Below are 16,600 nucleotides of genomic sequence, written 5' to 3' on the forward strand. Positions count from 1 at the left end.
GGCGGGGCTGTGATTTAAGCAAGGCTAACCATGGACGCGGATCACGACCGTCAGCGTGGACTGGAATTGGGGCGTCGCTGGGCAGAGCATGCCAGCGCCCACGAGCTTGCCACCATGGTCGCCGGATCATTCGACGAACTAGCGCTCATATTACCGGCGGATGCCTCCGATCACTTCATTGGCGGATTTCGCCAAGGGGTGCTGCACGTCTGGCGCGGCACCTAGAAGTTAAATTGTGTGCGCTGGGGGAACGTTGTTTAGATTGCACGCTTGAATCCGCTCAACCAACACCGCGCGGTGTTGATCACCGCGCTTTGGGAGCGTGGCAATGATCGCAAAAGCATCAATGTTGGCTGTGGGTATTGTTTCGTCGCTGGCAATGCTGTTGCCGCAAACCGTAGACGCCCGACCGCGTGGGGGGATGCGAGCAGGCGGCATGCATTTCCACGGCGGCGGAATGGTCCGCCCCGGCTGGCATGGGGGTGGGACACAATGGCACGCACGCGTTCGTCCTGGTTGGCACGGTGGCGGCACCCGTTGGGCTGGTGGCCGCTACTATCGCGGCGGCTATTACGGGGGTGGTTGGGGCTGGGGCTGGCCCGCTGCAGCCGCTGCCGGTATCGCAACCGGCGCAGCGTTAGGCGCTTCGGCTGCCTACGGATCGACTTGCTATCAACGGCAGCAGGTTTGGAATGGTTACGGCTACGTCTCGCAGACTGTGAACGTTTGCTGAGAGGGGCCAACTTCGACGCCGATCCGTCCTACCTCCTTCGAATGCACAAGGTGAGATCGGCGCCAAGCGAGCGGTCCTGTTGCGTCCCCTAAGCGCGGCGGGGCCGCATCGCTTCCCGCAGCGCGACCGAATGCGGACGGCCGCAAAGACCTCACCAACGAGCCGGGTAGCGGCGAGCTATTCCTTATCGCAGTTCGCGTATATAGGGGCAGCACGCCAGCCATCTTTTCGGAGCGTGGCTACACTGACCTCTCCATCGCCGCCGTAGTGCTCACCGAACTGCGCTGCGCCGCGCGCGAACCGATTAGCGCGACGGAAAGATAGCCAAGAAATTCCAACGAGGGATAGTTCTGAGCCAGGATCGCTACGGAGCAATTGCAATTTGCGGATTCAAGCTACAACCCGAAGCCCATCCACTCGATGAGAGCGAGTTTACGCATGTCACGGATTCCTCGTATGCGAGGAAACTTGCATTGCGGGAGTGGGAATAGCTTATGAAACATTGGTTCGCGAGGACTTGCGCACGAGGCGCCCGCGCAGAGTCTTGCCGCGAACCTACCGAAGAAACTGGTCTTTTCCTTTACTTCAGCCGCATGCCTCGGAGGCGCCTAAACTTCTCGCCTTCATTGATCTGGCACGTAAGGTCCTGCGCACCAGCAGACCGACGGACCGCAGCGACAGCACTCGCCTCCCCAGCTCCGGGCCGAATTCGTGGATCATGTTTGCGTATTCGGACCGGCGAGGCTCGCAATCTGCTGAGTCTCAGACGCTACATCCGTTCGCCATTATCCGCTGAAACTACGCAATCATGGTGGTCGACCTTGCCGGCAAAGACCAGGTCGATGCGCTTTCGGCAGCCGAGATAGATGCCGTCCCACTTCCCCTCGTCGAGCGCAAAGCCGACGATCGCCGGCGCCTCCCGCTGGACGCAGGTCTTCTTGCCGCGGCAGCGGCGAAGAAGTCGGCAGCGAAGCCGCAACGAAAGTCAGGTAGGGGGCATCGCGCATGACGTGCGAACGTTTGCGACACGGCTGCGACTGCGCATCGACCTTCTCCACAAGATCACGAGCGAGAGCGCGCCTCTACAGACATACCCGGGCCACTCGGCGTACAAAACCCAGCCTCTGACCGCTGCTGGATGACACTTGACCGGCAGGTCAAGCGCGATCATTAAAGTTCGGTCGCGCCCGCACCTCTCCTTAACCTCTCACGCGCGCGGCGCTCGTCTCCGACGCTCAGCCCGGAGAACGCGGGATTTGCCTTAGAATACACTTTCTTCACATGCTCAACGCTGAGATCGCTTTCCTTTGCGACTTCATTGAATATTTCATCTTGGGTCTTCGTTCCACCCAAATAATCTTCCATTTTGCGGTCAATGAGCTGGAGCAGTTCTTGACGGTCCTTAACAGCCTTATAACGCTCGAACATGCTGTACCCCCCTTGGTCATTGAGAGTACCGAGCGCAACATCGGCCACATCAGCTCGCCCACCCTTTCTGTCGACCAGGTCGAGCAGCCCATCGCAAACTCCGAATAGGAATTGCCGTATCACTTTGGGCAGTATCAGATCATGTGTGAGACAAACTCTCGCTGCTTCCCACAGGAACAAAACATTCCTCGTCTTGCGGTAGTCGCTGAGCATTTTATTGACTTTATTTGTAAGGTCAGCCGGGAATCCAGGCTCTATTGGCTCGACCTCGTCCGCTTTTGGCAGGTACTCGGCTTTTTTTGTCATATGTGAGCCCTCAGATTTGCTTTGGCGTTTCGCAGAACGAGCGAACGTTCACCGTGTAAACTCAGCTCACTGAGCACTCGAGACCGGCATAGCGCCATTTTGCAACATTCCTATATCTCAACAATTTTGGGGCTATCTTGCAAGGATTCGAAATTGAAGCACCTAGTATCTAGCCTAGTAACCAAATGATATAATTGTTCTTTTTCTCACGACGTGCGCGCCTGACTAGGAACTGGATCGCGAGTTCGGGCCAACCACCATCCTCGCCAAGACCGTTGCCGATCTTTTGCGAGTTTCCGACGCTTGGCCTCACAGGCGCTCAATTCCTCCGTCATTCGAGCTTGGGTGAAAGCATTCTGATCTGAAAACACTCGCTCAATTTGCGAACTAACCTCGATTCTGTCTTTTCTCTCGAGGACGCGATCACGAAACTCCTTTAGCTCCCATCCACTATCCGCCGCGTCCCAAGCGCAATCATCGACAGCAGAAAGGAACGGCATATTCTCAGCTTGCGCAAGCTTAAGGCTCGTAGGCCCCAGCGAATAAGATTGCCCCCGTTGCTTTTTTCTTTTCTTATGCGCCAGCGGCGCTTGCCAAGCCAACGGAATGCCAAGCAAAGTCACGACGGGGACGAGCGCACCCGTGTCATCTATCACTGCAACTTGAGGATCTAGTCCTCGGATGAGAGATCGCACAGCTCGCCAATGAAATTCAATAGCACGCTCATGCGCGTTTCGAGTGCGCCAACGTACGTCGCTGGCCGTCAACTTACGACCCCTTCTAAGAAAGCAACTATGAACCCAGTCGCGTGCAGCTGGGATAAATGAGTCATTGATTGACATCACCATTCGAACAGAGAAGCCGTTCTCGAGACCTTCGAGTTGCCACATCCAATGAAAATGAACATCGGAGCGATGCGACCACTCTTTCAGACGCATGTGGAGCTGCCTCGTCAACTCCGAAGTTTCTGCCACGACGGCATCGGAGTTCTCGCCGTACATCACCAGCCTCGCATTGAAGAGCGATCCATAGTGCTGCATCATAAAGGAAGCAGTATTCCAGGCGGCTCGAGCGTTTTGGAAGCTCAAATAGCCTCTTGCATTTTGGCTATTGTAGAAGGTTTTGCGTGCCTTGCGCGGCGGCTTCACAGTGGGATCCGCTGCCGCAGCGCCTGCGGCTAACATGCTGTTGAGCTTTAGCACGATGGCCGCCAGTTTCGTATCAGACGTATCTGTCGAATTAGTCACACATTCCAATACCCCTTGCCAAACGTCACTTGCGGAAATCGACAGACGCTCTGAGCTTTGCAAAATGCGATGACAAAGCTTGGACGTCACCTCCGAATCAAGTCCTCGTAGTACTGGATCCACTCTACGCATTCTTAAAAAGGATTCGTAATACACGTGGCCCAAATAGCGGTCGATGAACTCGAGCTTGCGAGCAGGCTGTTCTTTCCATTGCTCCAGCGATTCAAACTGTCTTGGAATATTGCCCTCCAAAATAGCCGCGAAAACGCTGTCGAGGTGTCCAACGATGTCTAGGTTGAGTTCCTCTTTGACCGACTTCTCTGTGACACGACCGTTCGCTACGACCTTTTCTAGTGTTCGAAGCAACAGCCGGGGGGCGCCCGGAACGGCAGCGATCAACAAAGACAACGCCTCCGGCTCAAATACCAAGTTTTCTCGATCGCAGATTTGAGTTATGAATCTCTTCGCGCTTAAGCTGTCCAGTAGCTCGGTTTCGATGTGCTTCATGCGAGATTGAAGCGAGATCGGAATCTTATGAATCTGCGACGTCAGAAGGATGAATGTCAGCAGTGAAGGTGGTCGCTCTGTTATGGCCAACAGCGCGTCCATTGCGCGGGAGGAAGCATTTTGTAGCTCATCTAAAATGACTACCCTCCTCGGAGAGGTGTTTGGCGCCACACGTGCTAACGTAAGGAGGTTCTGGAAATCGACGATTGTCGATCGCTCACCGCACTCCAGGATGGTCACATCCGAAGCAAGGCCGCGCCTATCGAAATCAACGCAATGTACACACTTACCGCAGCCACAGTCAGCGCTCCGCCCCGCGCACATTATTCCCTTTCCATAGATATACGCGAGGCTGGTCTTACCCGTCCCTACGGGGCCGGAGAGGAGCACTGATCGTCCGTCCCCGGTGCTCAACTGATCCTTGATGAATGCGACAGCTTTACGTTGACCGATTACCTCGCTCAGACGTGTCGGGCGATATTTCTTTGCTAAGTCAAGCACTTGCGTATTCCTGGCCAAAAGCAACCCGTAGCTCTGCCACTACGGCCTGAAAAGGGGCTCTGCCACCTCGGTACGGCCCCCTGCTCTCCTAATCTGGCTGGGATTAGGTGCTCACCCTGCCATTCTGGAGATGAGTATGCCTACTTCGAACTTTTCGATGACCTCCGAAACACCGGAGGCTAAGAGTTCACAGCTAGAACTCCCGCTCTGGCCCGCGAGAGATCCAAATCTGTATGCCATTGGAATTTACGAGTTTTCTTTGGACGGTGCACGGCTTGAACAGCTCGTTAAATCCGTCTCGATCCCCAGACTCGAACCGTCGCAGCTGATTTTTGAGCTGTCGGATAAGTTTTTGGTTGTCCACGCCGAGACCAAAGATGGAGCGCTGCACGTATCCGCACGCGCTCCTCTTGCCAATCCTTGTGGCATGGGACGAGCAACGATCTGCTTCGGCATCGCGATCGAAACAGCCTACAAAGCCGCTAAGGCGCTTCGGGGTCCGCTAAGCCTTCGCTTTATCGAGAAGGACTCCATCCTCTCGGTCCAAACGAAAGACAATACCACCATCCCGATAATTGCTAAATTGCATACGTTAGCCATCCTGGAAGGTAACCGGACGATACTAGCCGAAGCACCTGCATATGTGCTTCGAAAAGGTATACAGGCCGCCGGTCTTTATAACGCTCGTAAAGATCCATTCACAGGTCTCAAGCCAGATTTGCGCATTCAAAGCGGAGATGCCTGGCATGGTTATCTATATGCGGCAGCCCGCTTTTCATCCACGCAGTTGCCCTTCATCCTTTCTATACCAGGGTCACACATTCTCAACCTGAGCGCCGTGCTTTCCCGGTGCAGCGGCCGCATCAGCATTGGAGAAACGGCTGACCGCTGGTCTTTGGAATCCCCAGAAGGGATTACTGCCCATTGGCCTAGAATCTCTGCAACGTCCGTCGCACCCCCTTGTTTTGACGCCGCTCCTTCATTTTCGGTGACCGTAGCGACGGACTGGTTGCAAAAAAGCATTCCACTTTTTGCATCGCTTGTTGATCTGGTAGAATTTACACCCCGCTCTGACGGGCAAGGCCAATCAATCGTGATGTCAAGTGCTTTTGGAGGCAACACGATCAAGTCATGGCATCGGCTATCCGAACCGACCGCAGACTTTGACTGCACTGTGCGAGCGCACGACTTGATGCTCGCCTGCTTCCTGTTCGAAACGGTACAGCTGAAACTGACGTTCAGCGAGAGATGCTTGAAGGTTTGCGGTGTAGGCAGTGACTTGAATGCGGCTGTTCTTCTTTACAACATCGCGCGGTAGGGCATGGCTCGATCATTGCGCAATGTCCTTGATGATCTAGGATGCTCATTCGAGTTCGCGATATACGCGTCGACCTTGTTGCGGCAGCTAAAGAAAATGGCAAATGCCGCAGGCGAGTAGTTAGAGGTCGGCCCCCCAATGAAACGCTCTACCCGTGGCCTCAAAAAACTGCCGGACTGGCTGGTTGATGCTTGGTGAAACAAACATATTATTTACCCCTTAGCCGCCGGCATAGCCGGCGCTACCTTCTACCTTCCCTCCCTCCCTCCCTACCCTCCCTACCTTCCCTACCCTCCCTTTCTCTCCTTGCTGCCCAGACGCTTAGCTCTGGCAACTCCATCTCGGCACCCGACTGAGAATCGACATCCTCGCAAAACGGGCCTTGTAGTCGTCAGCCTTGAACGAAGGCTTTTTGTTAAGCGGTTCGCGCTCGCAACTTGGCACATCAGCCTTCGAATCTCTGTGGGCAACGGCCACTAAGAGGTTCTCATGCGAACTACAAACCTAGCCGACATCACACCAATCGCTCGCGTCCCGCTCATCCCAGAGCACATCGTTCGGCGGCATAACGTTCATTTTGAAATCGATACACGCTTCCGCCGCGCAGCCCGCTTGCTGCAGTACCTCTGGCTAACTGATCAAGGAATTCCGACCGGCATCCATGTTCAAGGAATGGGGGAAGACGCCATTACCATGGACATCGGCTCCTGCCTGAGTGCCGAAGCCGCCGAAGCCGGCAAAAACTTCCTGTCGCCGGCCATTCATGGACTGGTACGCCACGAACTGATCATGCGCGAGGAAGGAGCGATGATCGATGAGGACCGCCTTTTCAGAAATGCGTTGAGCTCAATGCCATTGGTCTTCAATCTGTTTGGCCCAATGGTCGTCGACCTTCGCGTCGCAACCGCTGTCTTCCGTGCTCTTCTGCCGGACTTCGTCAATACGGTCGAAGGCATCCGTTTTGAGCACTCGCCTGGCCGCCATGAAGAGAGGTTTCTCTCGGATGGGACAGCGGTTGACGTTGCCATGTCCGTCCTCACTCCTGACGGGCAAGAAGCCACTATCTTCGTCGAAGTGAAATATTCGGAAGACATGACCGGCCCGGCGGCGCGGTTACGGCCCCGTTACGATGAAGCATCGAGACAGGTCGGCCTCTTCAAAGATCCTGACAGCCAATTGCTGCGGTCCTTGGCGCTTGAACAGCTTTGGCGCGAACATATGATCGCTCAACTCGCGGTCAATCATGGCATCACGTCGAGAGCCATGTTCATTACCATCGCTCCAAGGCTCAATCGCCGCGCGAATGCGGCCTTTCGTGTCTATCAAAGCGAACTGATGGATGCGGAGGAGGGTCGTAACGATCAGGTAGGCTTTCGATCGCTCGATCTGGAAGCCGTGATCAAAGCAATGGGCCAGTCCAACGCCACAGAGATGGCGAATAAGCTATGGGCCCGATACTGCGACTTCGAGCGGGTCTATCGTCTCGCCCTGAACGAATTCCCGGATACCGCCAGTCTTAGCGTCGACACTGGCAAACTAATTCCGGCCGCCAAGGTATCGGCCAGCCGTCAACGTCACCCTTCGAAGGCGAGCGGCCCTTCATCAAGCACAAACAGGTGAGGAGCGGCTTGATGTCCAACATCGATCTCCTCACGGTGGCAGATCGCGTCCAACTCCTGGTTAACGCAATTAGCGGCGGCGATCACCTACCGGTGGTAAAATTGTTCACACCAGACGCTCAGGCAACGTGGCTCATCACTGAAGTTGATCCAGACGACCCCGATCGCATCTTCGGACTGTGTGACCTAGGTCTTGGCTTCCCGGAGCTCGGTTACGTTTCGCTTGCCGAACTGACCGAGCTCCGCGGCCCCCTTGGGCTACCCGTCGAACGGGATGCTCGTTTCGTTCCTGAGAAGCCGTTGTCCGCGTATGCCGAAGACGCGCGAGCCAGAGGCAAAGTCGTCGCATAGTCGCGCTCATGGCCTGCGAAGGTCGCTTGCGCATGGTCGAGGCGCTGGGCCCCCTTGATGCCCCAGCGCCTCCGGGCGTAATCGCGCCGTGCCAAGGTTCGGCCGCCACTCTACGCTCCCTCGCGCCGAAAACGCTATGAACCACGGTCTGAGCTTTCTGCGAGCTGATCCGCGGAGTAAGGTTCATAGCCAGCCCCTACGGGCACTGGTCCTTGACATTAGCCAGACGACTCAGGGGTAGCCGGTCACCTTGCCGAATGGCATCGGCACAAGCGCATTTTTTTGCAGCAGCAGTGGGCTCAGGGACGCCCCGACCCACAGATGACGATCTCGCTGATTGATTGGGCGAGATTCTCCATCCGCGTCAGGAGAGAAGCAGCGCATAAAGGCCGACCGACTGACCCCGGCCTCCCCGTCCCAGGGTTGCGTTCATCAAACAGCTTACCGACGGCGTGGCTCCGAGGTTCGGATTCATCAGGCAAGAAGGCTTCGCCGTAGAAGGCGAAGCCTTGTCCTTCGGCCAAGGAACAGCCCCCTCAAGCGTTCACCAAGGTTCGAATAATCGCTCTGGACCTCTCAATCCCGAGAGGTCCCCTTGCATGGTGCCGAATTCAGCAATCACCCAGCACAGAGCATCGTAAGTCCATCCAAACATCCGACTAGATGATCCTGCGACACCTGTGACGCTCGCTCAGTTTAGCTTCCCGCAACTTAAACGCCGCCAGGCTGAATAGTGTGTCGAAAGACTAGGGTGTTCACGCATGATTTTCACGGCTGTCTTTCTGTATCTCAAGGAAGCAATCTCGAAGAGGCTGGCAGAACATTCAATCGCCACCGGCAATCTAAAGACAGGCCTGGTTAGAGGAACGATTGCCGCCGTTCTGACTTTGGTTCTGTTCGCCGGCTACGCGCTTATCCGATGTGGAGTTCAATTCACACCTGGCGATATGCCTCAATGCGATAGTACCTTCACTCGCCACCTCCTAACGAAGGTAGTCAACGAGTCGATTGCCGGGCAGCAAGACGTCAAGCTGCTCCAGGTCGATGAGGTCGCGGACTTCGCCGCCCGGGCACCCGCAACAGCCGGCGACTCGCACGCTGAGTTCAGAAACTGCAGCGCTTTCGTCCGCACCAACGCGGGCAAGGCCATTATATTTTTCCAACTGACCTAGGGAAGTCGCAAAAAGGATGACGTTTGGCTCGAAATCACGCAATCGTCTCTATAGTTCGGAGACTTTTGTTGTTCAGTGGCGCTTCGACGTTACCGCGGGATCCAAGTTGACGCCCTGCCTGAAAGTTGGCCGTGCGCTACACACTCGACTCGCAGGCTTTGACCTGCCATCAACTTCGACAACGCTTCCTCCCTAGCTAAACAATAAGGACGAATCGGCTGGTTGAGGGCTTGTCGTTCAAGTATATTATCTACTCCCTTCCGTGCCGAACGGCACGGCATCCACCACCTACTCTCCCTACTCTCCCTACTCCCCTACTCTCCCTACTTCTACCTACCTTACCTCCCCGAACCGCTGGGGCGATTTCTCCCGTCTTCTCCGAGAAACTCTCTACAACTGACTTCGTCGGCTGAATCTCTTGCGCCACCATAACGTAAGGGTCTCCGATGAATTCTCGGTTCCCAGTTCTATACCGCTCTGTCCTCCCGCGGCGCGGCTTATTCCGGACGAAATCGTCCGGCGCAACAACGATTCTTCGAAATTGACCACGCGCTTCCACCGCGCTGCCCGCCTCTACTTCAATGGTTGTGGCAGTAGCATTGCAGCCCTTTGAAACCCTAATTGGCTTCATTAGCAAAACGTGGGAAAATGGACTGGTTTACGCGCATCACCGGCTTCAATGAAAGCACGTACGCCGCTACCCGCGCGCAGCTTGAGGTGCACGGCAGTACTCTCCGCTCCAGGGCCAACGGCCGCAGCTATGGAATCGGCCAGTTCGAGCTGGCATCGCTCGACGACCTGCGCGCCCGAGTAGCCGGTGGCACCGGCGCCGAAGGCCAGGCTCGCGTGCGGATCGTTACCGGCGACGTGCGCAAGATGCACCAGGTGCCCGAGTATGCAGGTGCGTTGTTCCAAGTTGCCAGCCAGTTCAATTCTCTGGAGATGATCGGCCCCAGCGTCACGCCCGAGGATGGCGTCACGCGCTACGAGCACGACCACACGCAGGGCCCGGCGTGCGCCATGGCAGCGGGCGCGGCGACGATCTACCGCAACTACTTTGCGCCCGTGGCCGGAAAGTTTGGCCAGACGGTGCATCGCCAACTTGATGGCCTAAAAGATGTTGGCGCTGAGTTAAGCGCCCGATTGAGCCGCCCCGTGACCGACCTGTGGGACTGGCGCAATGGGTATGCTCTGTGCACGCGCCAGGGTCTGGACCTGATCGCAGACCACCTGCGAGCGATCGGCCCCAAGCAGGCCGACGCGCTGGCGGGTAAGCTTCGCATCGGCATACATCGCAACGTGGAGGTGACGAATGCGCCGACCGCACCAGGGCCTGTTGTGAGTCAAGCCTTCTGCTCAGCGCTACCCGTAGCGTACGGCAGTGCGCCGCAACTGCGCTGGGCTCCATTCGCGCAGTTGGTGCTCGATGCTGCATATGAGGCAACGGTGCTTGAAGGGATCATCAACTCCCGTCGCGGGGCATCGAACATTGTGTTGCTCACTTCCCTTGGCGGCGGGGCTTTCGGCAACGCTCCCGAGTGGATTCAAACCGCCATCAAGCGCGCGATCAAGAAGGTTCAGCGCTTCGATCTGGATGTGCGGCTCGTGGGCTATGGACAGCCGCCGATTCAGACACGCGAGTTGGTAAAGGAACTGGCTCAGTGTGTTCGCAAGTATCCGTTATAGGTTCGATCGAGTGGTGGAGAGGGATGCACTCCTCGTTCGATTTTCGTCCATCCGCAGTAACCTCGAAAGGCAACGCGAGATGGCGAGTTGCGGACCACGCGGTGGATTACTGAAGCATTTAACGCCGAAGGAACGCCTGGTCGCCTGCAGGCTAGTCGACTTGCCAACCTGAAACGTTACGAATTGCCGCATCGCCTGCCACCTCAATGAGGTCGGCTCAAGCGACCACCCCCTCGCGGAGCAGCAAAGGCGACTGCTGTACAGACTCAACGAACTGCACCGCCTGTTCGCACGGAGTTTGAAGGCCTCCGCGCCTCGGTGGGCATTTTGCCTCTCCCCTGTTGGGTGGCCTTACACCGCAATCTCTTGTGCTGAGAGCTATCATGTCGCATCTTCTAGTTTTAGTGGGGGAGATTTCTATGAAGCTTGTAATCTCATTGTGCTGCCTCATGCTTTTCATGACAGCAGAGGCTCTTGCTGCTAAACAAAAGGGGTCCAGGGCCCGGCAGTCACAGACAATCAACCGTACCGATCCTTATAGATGCTTCACCAGTCAGCCCAATTGTGCCGGTTCGGCAACTTGGAGCGGCGGACCACGAAGTTTTCGGATCCTCTGGGCTGCGGGAGGAAATTCGAACTTCGTCCTCTACTATGCGGATGATCGAGCGACCTATTCGGTCCGCTACGGAGACAAATGGTGTGCTTCGCCAGGCACCGCTGGCGTGGTTGACTGTAGGCCTGATTACATCGGGGTAGATTAAAACTATCCGGGTCTCGCCTGTTGATTGCCTAGTCAGAGAAATTCGATGAAATACGTGATTGTAGCTATCGTGGCTTGGCTGTTTGCAGGCTGTGTGGCGAGCGCACAACCTCTTGCCGGACGCTTTGCTGTGTCTCCTTATCAAGTTCAGGGGAGCTTTCCGCCCCAGAAGCGTCCTCAGCCAATCCGATTTGCCTGTCCACGGGGTAGTTTCATCCTGGGATATACGATTGGATTTCCACAGCAACCCCCTCCGGGATATAGGCCTGGTTACAGCCCCATGCGTATGTCGCGGAGCATGAATCAGAATACGATCTCATTCTGGAATTTAGGGCCGAGGGAGCTTGGCCCATACCCCGTGGACGCATCATTTTTTTGCGCGAAGGAAAACCCTCCGGCGGGCGTGGCCGCTTATGAATTAGTCCGGCACGCAATCTCCGAGCGGTTCAGCCGGACCAGCCCAAACGCGCGCGACTTTCTGCTGGTCTGCAATCCTGGCGAGTCATTTTTTGGCTTCTTTACCCAATTTCTCGATGCTCCTCCTCCCGGATTTGACCCAAATCACACACCGTTCTTGCTGGTGCAAAGCGATACGGCAGCAAGCTCTGCGAAAATCGCGGTAGAGAACATGGCCGACCCGGGACTTCCTCCATACCATCTTCAAGGAGGCTACTATTGCGGGCGGAGGCTTAACTGAACACCATCGCCTTCGCCCAAGAGAAGCTTCTCGATTATTTCAATTCACGATGAAGCTTGCGCAAAGCGACCGTACAAATTTCCAAGACAACTTCATTGGCTTGCGCGTTGATATGGTCGACACGAACTGCCTTGAAATGCACGTGGTTTTCGGAAAAGCTGTACTGATAGGCACATAAGGGTTCGGCTTGAAATCCTGAACGCGTGACGCCGAGCACGAAGCTGTTTGTACCCGTTTCCTTCGTTTCGGCTCCTCCGTAGAACATCGAGCCCTGCGTTTGGAAGCAGATCTCAACTCCTTGTTCAGCGCGCCTCAAAGGTTGGATACCAAGCGGTGTAATCTTCAGGCGGTCCAGGTCGTTGCCAATTTCCCAGTAGTCTCCCAATTTCACCTTTTTGACAGCCATGAAAATGCTGTCGTGATCCAGCTCAAAGCGATCTGAGTATTTCGGCAACGCTAGTTTGGGTGTTGGAGGTACCTCAGGCTCCGACTTCTGCAACGGCTCCTTGGGAGGCTCGACCGGTGCAGTTGTCGCAGGCTTATCTTCCCGCGAGGATCGCCCAATCTTAAACGCAGCATAAATCGATACCGGCACAGCAACGACTGGCCACCAAGCTACGAGTCCTTCATGTTGAGAAATCTTCTCCCAATTTGCGAGCAGGGCCACGATTAGCGAGCCTACGGTCCCGGCTGTGGCAATGCGCTGGCCATGATTGGTGAACCAGTTATTGTCCGACACGTCGTCCCCCGTTTGCCCGTTCCCGCGGGCGCAAACGTCGATGCTTGTCCAGCCCACCGGAGGAACACATTGCCCATCTTATGCACCTTGTTCTAGCCCTCATCGTTCGCATATCGCTTTGCGATGAACCCAGCAGCTTTGTCGATCTCGGGAAACAGTGAGCTTGCGTGCACGCCAAGGCGCTCAAGCTGAGTCCGAATTGCCGCCTTCTTTTCGGCCGGAACCAATACGCGGGATAGACGCAAGTCGGTGTCAACCTCCCTGCTTGAGAGTCGCCTGGCTCCATAAATCAGGAAGGCACCTGATTGAGCAATGATTCGGCGATTGCTCATCTTAGGCTTAACAAAAACCGGCTGCTTGAGATGGTCCGGGTTTATCTTCGCTTCGAAGTGAGGCTTTTCTATTCGAACGAACCAAACTAAGCGTTTAACCACCGGTTCTTCATTGAAGTCGTCTTGATCTAGACTGTAAGCTCGAGCCATCTCCTTTTTTTCATCCACGGTCAGATTGGCCAGATTTGCCATACAACTTACCCTATCACTGTCATAGTAGCGCTGACGCTCCTCAGGCAGGAAGAGGGCCTGGACTTTACCGTCTTGAAGTTCGCCGTTCTCTTTGTGGTCTGCGGTCGCAAAATAGAGCGCAACGAGCGGATTTACGGTTACATCTAAAAGTCGCGTGGGTAGCTCGAAGTGTTGCATTCGAACAAGACGGTCGAACATAGTCTCGTCGTCACGAAATTCTTGAGGGTGAACGGAGACAAGGTCACGCACGGCATTCTTCTCATGCTCATACATTGCCACGTCTGGGCGAAAAACCTTCGGTTGAGTTTGCCAACCCTTGAACCGCTCACCACGGAAGGCAACTGGACGCTGACCACTACGCGTCCAATCCATCACGTATTCGACAAAATCAGAGACCGACTGCACCCTATGCGCCGGTCTTGAAATCCGCACCACCAATCTACTCTCCCTTGTCTACATATAAAGTAACTAGCAGCCTGACCATAACAGCTAGCTCAAGGTCTTCTCCAACCTTGACTTTCTATCCTCCCAGTCCGGCATCACAGCAGTGAGTAGTGCGCGCCACTCCTTTCCGTGATCTGGGTAAAACGCGTGGGAAGACTCGAACTTCCGACCTACGGTTTGGGAAACCCCTGGTCCACGCCCCTCTCCATTTCGAGTGCTGGTATCTTGCAAAGCTCGCGAAAAAGCGCCTCCACCGGAAATTCGCCGTAGGAGTCCGCAACCGATTTTGAGCCGTGCCCGGTGATTGCATTCAGAATGTCTTGAGCAAGCGCATGCTTGCGACCCAGTGTCTTAATCCTGTGTCGCCAGGAATGGCTCGGAGATAGCCGCGGGTCTTTCAGTCCAAGCTGACGCACAAACCGACCGATCATCTTGGTGCCATTGCCGCCACGCTTACCGAATTTGTCCGGCGAGAGCTCGGCAAATAAAGGGCCCGACCTAATTTGAGCGACGAAGTTTAGAAACCCGCTCTCAACCAGCGCGGGATGGACGGGCACAATACGCTCTGACCCGGAGGTTTTCAGCGAGCCGGCTTCAGGCGCAAACTTTATGCACCAGACGTCGTCGATTTTCAGAACGTCCTCGTATCGCAACTGGCATATCTCTGAGAGTCGAGCTCCAGTGTAGGCACCAATCCAAGGAACCCACCTCTTTACGGAGTCCTTCTCTAAGAGGGCGGCCCGCAGGACGATTTTCGCTTCCTCATCCGTGAAGCTTCGCTTGCGCTCTCCCTGTTTGGCTTTGACGTCCAGAGATATCCCTTCAGCGGCATTCGATCCAATCAGCTTATTCTGAACGCCCCATTGCAGGATCGCCCGAACGGGCGAGAGCTTCGAGCCTTGGATAGTTTTCCCGCGCAATCCGGCTGAGACCATCACTCCTTTCCAATCAATGAGGTTCTCCGGGCTTAGGCGATGGGCGTCGGTATGCCCGAGATGTTTCTCCAATTCCCGAAAGACACGCGTCCATTCGTAGACCGTCTTTGCGACGGGCCGGCGCTCGGCCGCCCAACCATTTAAAAGATCCTGGAAGGTGACCGCCCGCCGTGGTGCGCTGGATGTGGCGGGCGGCGGCGATACAGCTGTGTGCGAGAAAGGAGAGTTCTGAATGCCCTCTCCTCTCGCCAACCTCGCCAGAGTCACACTCGCGCGCTGTATGGCTATACCGAGGGCACGGGCCATGGTTCGTCGGTTCTGATCATCGACAAAGATCCCGTTGGCAGAGAGATAGTCGTTCGCTGCCTCCAAGCAGGCCTGCTCCATTCTAAGTATCTTGCTTTCTGGCGTGTCTAGAACGGAAAAGTCCGATAGCCGCTCAACCTCGGCGGTGATTTCTTTAAAGGTTTTGGACACACCGAAGAGCCGACCCCCAAGCTCCACATCCCAGCTGTTCTGCTGACTCGGATTGTCCCTGTATTGCTCTAGCCATCGGTCGTGGGCGACAATAGCCAGTTGATGCGCGTCACGCTCCGTCAGCGGTTTCGGACCAGCCCGAAGATTGGCCCAGCGAGCTTCGAGCTCCGCGAGCGCCTTCGCGTGCCGCCACTTGGCCTCTGCTGGATCGCGGGTCTGGAGACTTACCTTCTCCTCGCGTTTGCCCACTAGTCTGCGTAGATCGTCCGGGACCGCTTTCCGGAGTTGGTAAATTCCTGTTTTCGGATGCTTCCAAGGACGCGACATGGCTAACGGCATTGTACCACCCTTCTGTACCACTGAGGAGCGGGTAAGCCGTTGAGTTTGCTGAAATGCTTTGGATATCAGGCTCTTAGATGAGCCGTGGTGCCCAGGGGCGGAATCGAACCACCGACACTGCGATTTTCAGTCGCATGCTCTACCAACTGAGCTACCTGGGCGTGCTCCAAGAGAGGGGCCAAAGCCCATCGAGCGGGCGGTTTATAGTGGGCTCGGGGCGGCCTGTCCACCCGGCTTCGCCAAGAGGCTTCGCCGGGCGCGGCCCGGCTGTGCACAAGGTCGGGCGGGGTTTTCGCGGCTCGCGGACGGAGAGGCGCTCGCCAAGACAAAATATTGAAATTATTCATCTATTCCACGTCGCCGGTTTCATCGTCGCGGCCGGGGATGACGTAGGAGCCTTTCAGCCAGCGGTTCAGGTCGACGTCGCGGCAGCGCGAGGAGCAAAACGGACGGGCGGCCTCTGACTGCGGCTTGCCGCAGATCGGGCAGGTTTTGAGCGGGGCGGCGGGCGGCTTGACGTGATCGTTCATGGTCGTTGCAGCTTACATCAGTAGGGCGATTCAAGCGTCTGCCGGCAAACGGGTTCCACGGGCGCCGGCATGCGGTGGCGCCAGGTGCATGGGGTTGTTTTCGCGAACTTCGCCGCAGCGGCTTGCCGGCTCACACCGCGGTGGTGGCGTTGAGCCAGCCGAAGCGGATCGGAAAGCCCTCGCCGCCGAGCAGCGTCGTGGTCTCGTAGAGCGGCAGGCCGACCACGTTGGTGTAGGAGCCCACCATCTTCACCACGAAGGACCCGGCGATGCCCTGCACGGCGTAG

The 16,600-nt window shown here is 56.1% G+C and carries 14 protein-coding genes, 1 tRNA gene and 1 pseudogene; 7 read left to right on the forward strand and 9 right to left on the reverse strand.

Going from position 1 to position 16,600, the window contains the following annotated elements; all coding sequences use genetic code 11:
• The first annotated feature begins 30 nt into the window (after nt 1-30).
• A complete protein-coding gene (locus SE91_RS28305; protein WP_061849991.1) occupies nt 31-225 on the forward strand; it encodes a hypothetical protein in 195 nt (64 codons plus the stop codon).
• A 1,298-nt stretch (nt 226-1,523) separates the two neighbouring features.
• On the opposite strand, the pseudogene SE91_RS37890 reads toward SE91_RS28305, so the two are convergent.
• From SE91_RS37890 to SE91_RS28320, 3 genes and pseudogenes are all read right to left on the reverse strand, one after another.
• Nucleotides 1,524-1,673: pseudogene (locus SE91_RS37890) on the reverse strand (non-homologous end-joining DNA ligase); the annotation flags it as partial.
• A 230-nt stretch (nt 1,674-1,903) separates the two neighbouring features.
• Nucleotides 1,904-2,467 (reverse strand): hypothetical protein, encoded by a 564-nt coding sequence (locus SE91_RS36640; RefSeq protein ID WP_156489829.1) that lies wholly within the window; start codon nt 2,465-2,467, stop codon nt 1,904-1,906.
• Between the two features lie 206 nt (nt 2,468-2,673).
• The gene (locus SE91_RS28320; RefSeq protein ID WP_197489523.1) at nt 2,674-4,722 is read right to left on the reverse strand and encodes a DNA polymerase III delta subunit-related protein; all 2,049 of its coding nucleotides are present in this window, start codon (nt 4,720-4,722) and stop codon (nt 2,674-2,676) included.
• A 136-nt stretch (nt 4,723-4,858) separates the two neighbouring features.
• Here SE91_RS28320 and SE91_RS36645 point away from each other — a divergent pair, with 136 nt between their 5' ends.
• The 6 genes from SE91_RS36645 (at nt 4,859) to SE91_RS36650 (ending at nt 12,325) form a co-directional block, all read left to right on the forward strand.
• The gene (locus SE91_RS36645) at nt 4,859-6,040 is read left to right on the forward strand and encodes a hypothetical protein (RefSeq protein ID WP_156489830.1); all 1,182 of its coding nucleotides are present in this window, start codon (nt 4,859-4,861) and stop codon (nt 6,038-6,040) included.
• Between the two features lie 489 nt (nt 6,041-6,529).
• Nucleotides 6,530-7,660: a PGN_0703 family putative restriction endonuclease gene (locus SE91_RS28330; protein WP_156489831.1), complete on the forward strand. Its 1,131-nt coding sequence runs from the start codon at nt 6,530-6,532 to the stop codon at nt 7,658-7,660.
• A gap of 11 nt (nt 7,661-7,671) precedes the next feature.
• On the forward strand, nt 7,672-8,010 hold the full coding sequence (locus SE91_RS28335) for a DUF2958 domain-containing protein (protein ID WP_082813941.1): 339 nt from the start codon (nt 7,672-7,674) through the stop codon (nt 8,008-8,010).
• Between the two features lie 761 nt (nt 8,011-8,771).
• Complete coding sequence (locus SE91_RS28340) at nt 8,772-9,182, forward strand: hypothetical protein (RefSeq protein WP_061849997.1); 411 nt, start codon at nt 8,772-8,774, stop codon at nt 9,180-9,182.
• A gap of 621 nt (nt 9,183-9,803) precedes the next feature.
• Entirely contained in the window at nt 9,804-10,868 is a 1,065-nt protein-coding gene (locus SE91_RS28345) for a hypothetical protein (RefSeq protein ID WP_245318556.1), read from the forward strand.
• A gap of 1,118 nt (nt 10,869-11,986) precedes the next feature.
• Entirely contained in the window at nt 11,987-12,325 is a 339-nt protein-coding gene (locus SE91_RS36650) for a hypothetical protein (RefSeq protein ID WP_156489832.1), read from the forward strand.
• 34 nt (nt 12,326-12,359) lie between these two features.
• Here SE91_RS36650 and SE91_RS36655 read toward each other — a convergent pair whose 3' ends face one another.
• The 6 genes from SE91_RS36655 to SE91_RS28375 all read right to left on the reverse strand — a co-directional run.
• Nucleotides 12,360-13,064 carry a hypothetical protein gene (locus tag SE91_RS36655; RefSeq protein WP_156489833.1) on the reverse strand — a complete coding sequence of 235 codons (705 nt, stop codon included), beginning with the start codon at nt 13,062-13,064 and terminating at the stop codon, nt 12,360-12,362.
• Nucleotides 13,065-13,156: 92 nt separating this feature from the next.
• Nucleotides 13,157-14,023 carry an FRG domain-containing protein gene (locus SE91_RS28355; protein ID WP_245318622.1) on the reverse strand — a complete coding sequence of 289 codons (867 nt, stop codon included), beginning with the start codon at nt 14,021-14,023 and terminating at the stop codon, nt 13,157-13,159.
• Nucleotides 14,024-14,202: 179 nt separating this feature from the next.
• On the reverse strand, nt 14,203-15,783 hold the full coding sequence (locus SE91_RS28360) for a site-specific integrase (protein ID WP_061851379.1): 1,581 nt from the start codon (nt 15,781-15,783) through the stop codon (nt 14,203-14,205).
• An 85-nt stretch (nt 15,784-15,868) separates the two neighbouring features.
• A tRNA-Phe gene (locus SE91_RS28365) sits at nt 15,869-15,944 on the reverse strand.
• Nucleotides 15,945-16,130: 186 nt separating this feature from the next.
• The gene (yacG, locus tag SE91_RS28370; RefSeq protein WP_061850001.1) at nt 16,131-16,313 is read right to left on the reverse strand and encodes a DNA gyrase inhibitor YacG; all 183 of its coding nucleotides are present in this window, start codon (nt 16,311-16,313) and stop codon (nt 16,131-16,133) included.
• A 130-nt stretch (nt 16,314-16,443) separates the two neighbouring features.
• Nucleotides 16,444-16,600 (reverse strand): Maf family protein (locus SE91_RS28375; RefSeq protein WP_197489525.1); only part of this gene is annotated, 157 nt, incomplete at its 5' end.

It is taken from the genome of Bradyrhizobium sp. DOA1 (assembly GCF_001593325.1).
Lineage (GTDB): Bacteria > Pseudomonadota > Alphaproteobacteria > Rhizobiales > Xanthobacteraceae > Bradyrhizobium.

Coding starts and splice junctions, on each gene's coding strand:
- SE91_RS28330 (WP_156489831.1), top strand. CDS start 6,530: ATGCGAACTACAAACCTAGCCGACATCACACCAATCGCTCGCGTCCCG.
- SE91_RS36640 (WP_156489829.1), bottom strand. CDS start 2,467: ATGACAAAAAAAGCCGAGTACCTGCCAAAAGCGGACGAGGTCGAGCCA.
- yacG (WP_061850001.1), bottom strand. CDS start 16,313: ATGAACGATCACGTCAAGCCGCCCGCCGCCCCGCTCAAAACCTGCCCG.
- SE91_RS36645 (WP_156489830.1), top strand. CDS start 4,859: ATGCCTACTTCGAACTTTTCGATGACCTCCGAAACACCGGAGGCTAAG.
- SE91_RS28335 (WP_082813941.1), top strand. CDS start 7,672: ATGTCCAACATCGATCTCCTCACGGTGGCAGATCGCGTCCAACTCCTG.
- SE91_RS28360 (WP_061851379.1), bottom strand. CDS start 15,783: ATGCCGTTAGCCATGTCGCGTCCTTGGAAGCATCCGAAAACAGGAATT.
- SE91_RS28340 (WP_061849997.1), top strand. CDS start 8,772: ATGATTTTCACGGCTGTCTTTCTGTATCTCAAGGAAGCAATCTCGAAG.
- SE91_RS28305 (WP_061849991.1), top strand. CDS start 31: ATGGACGCGGATCACGACCGTCAGCGTGGACTGGAATTGGGGCGTCGC.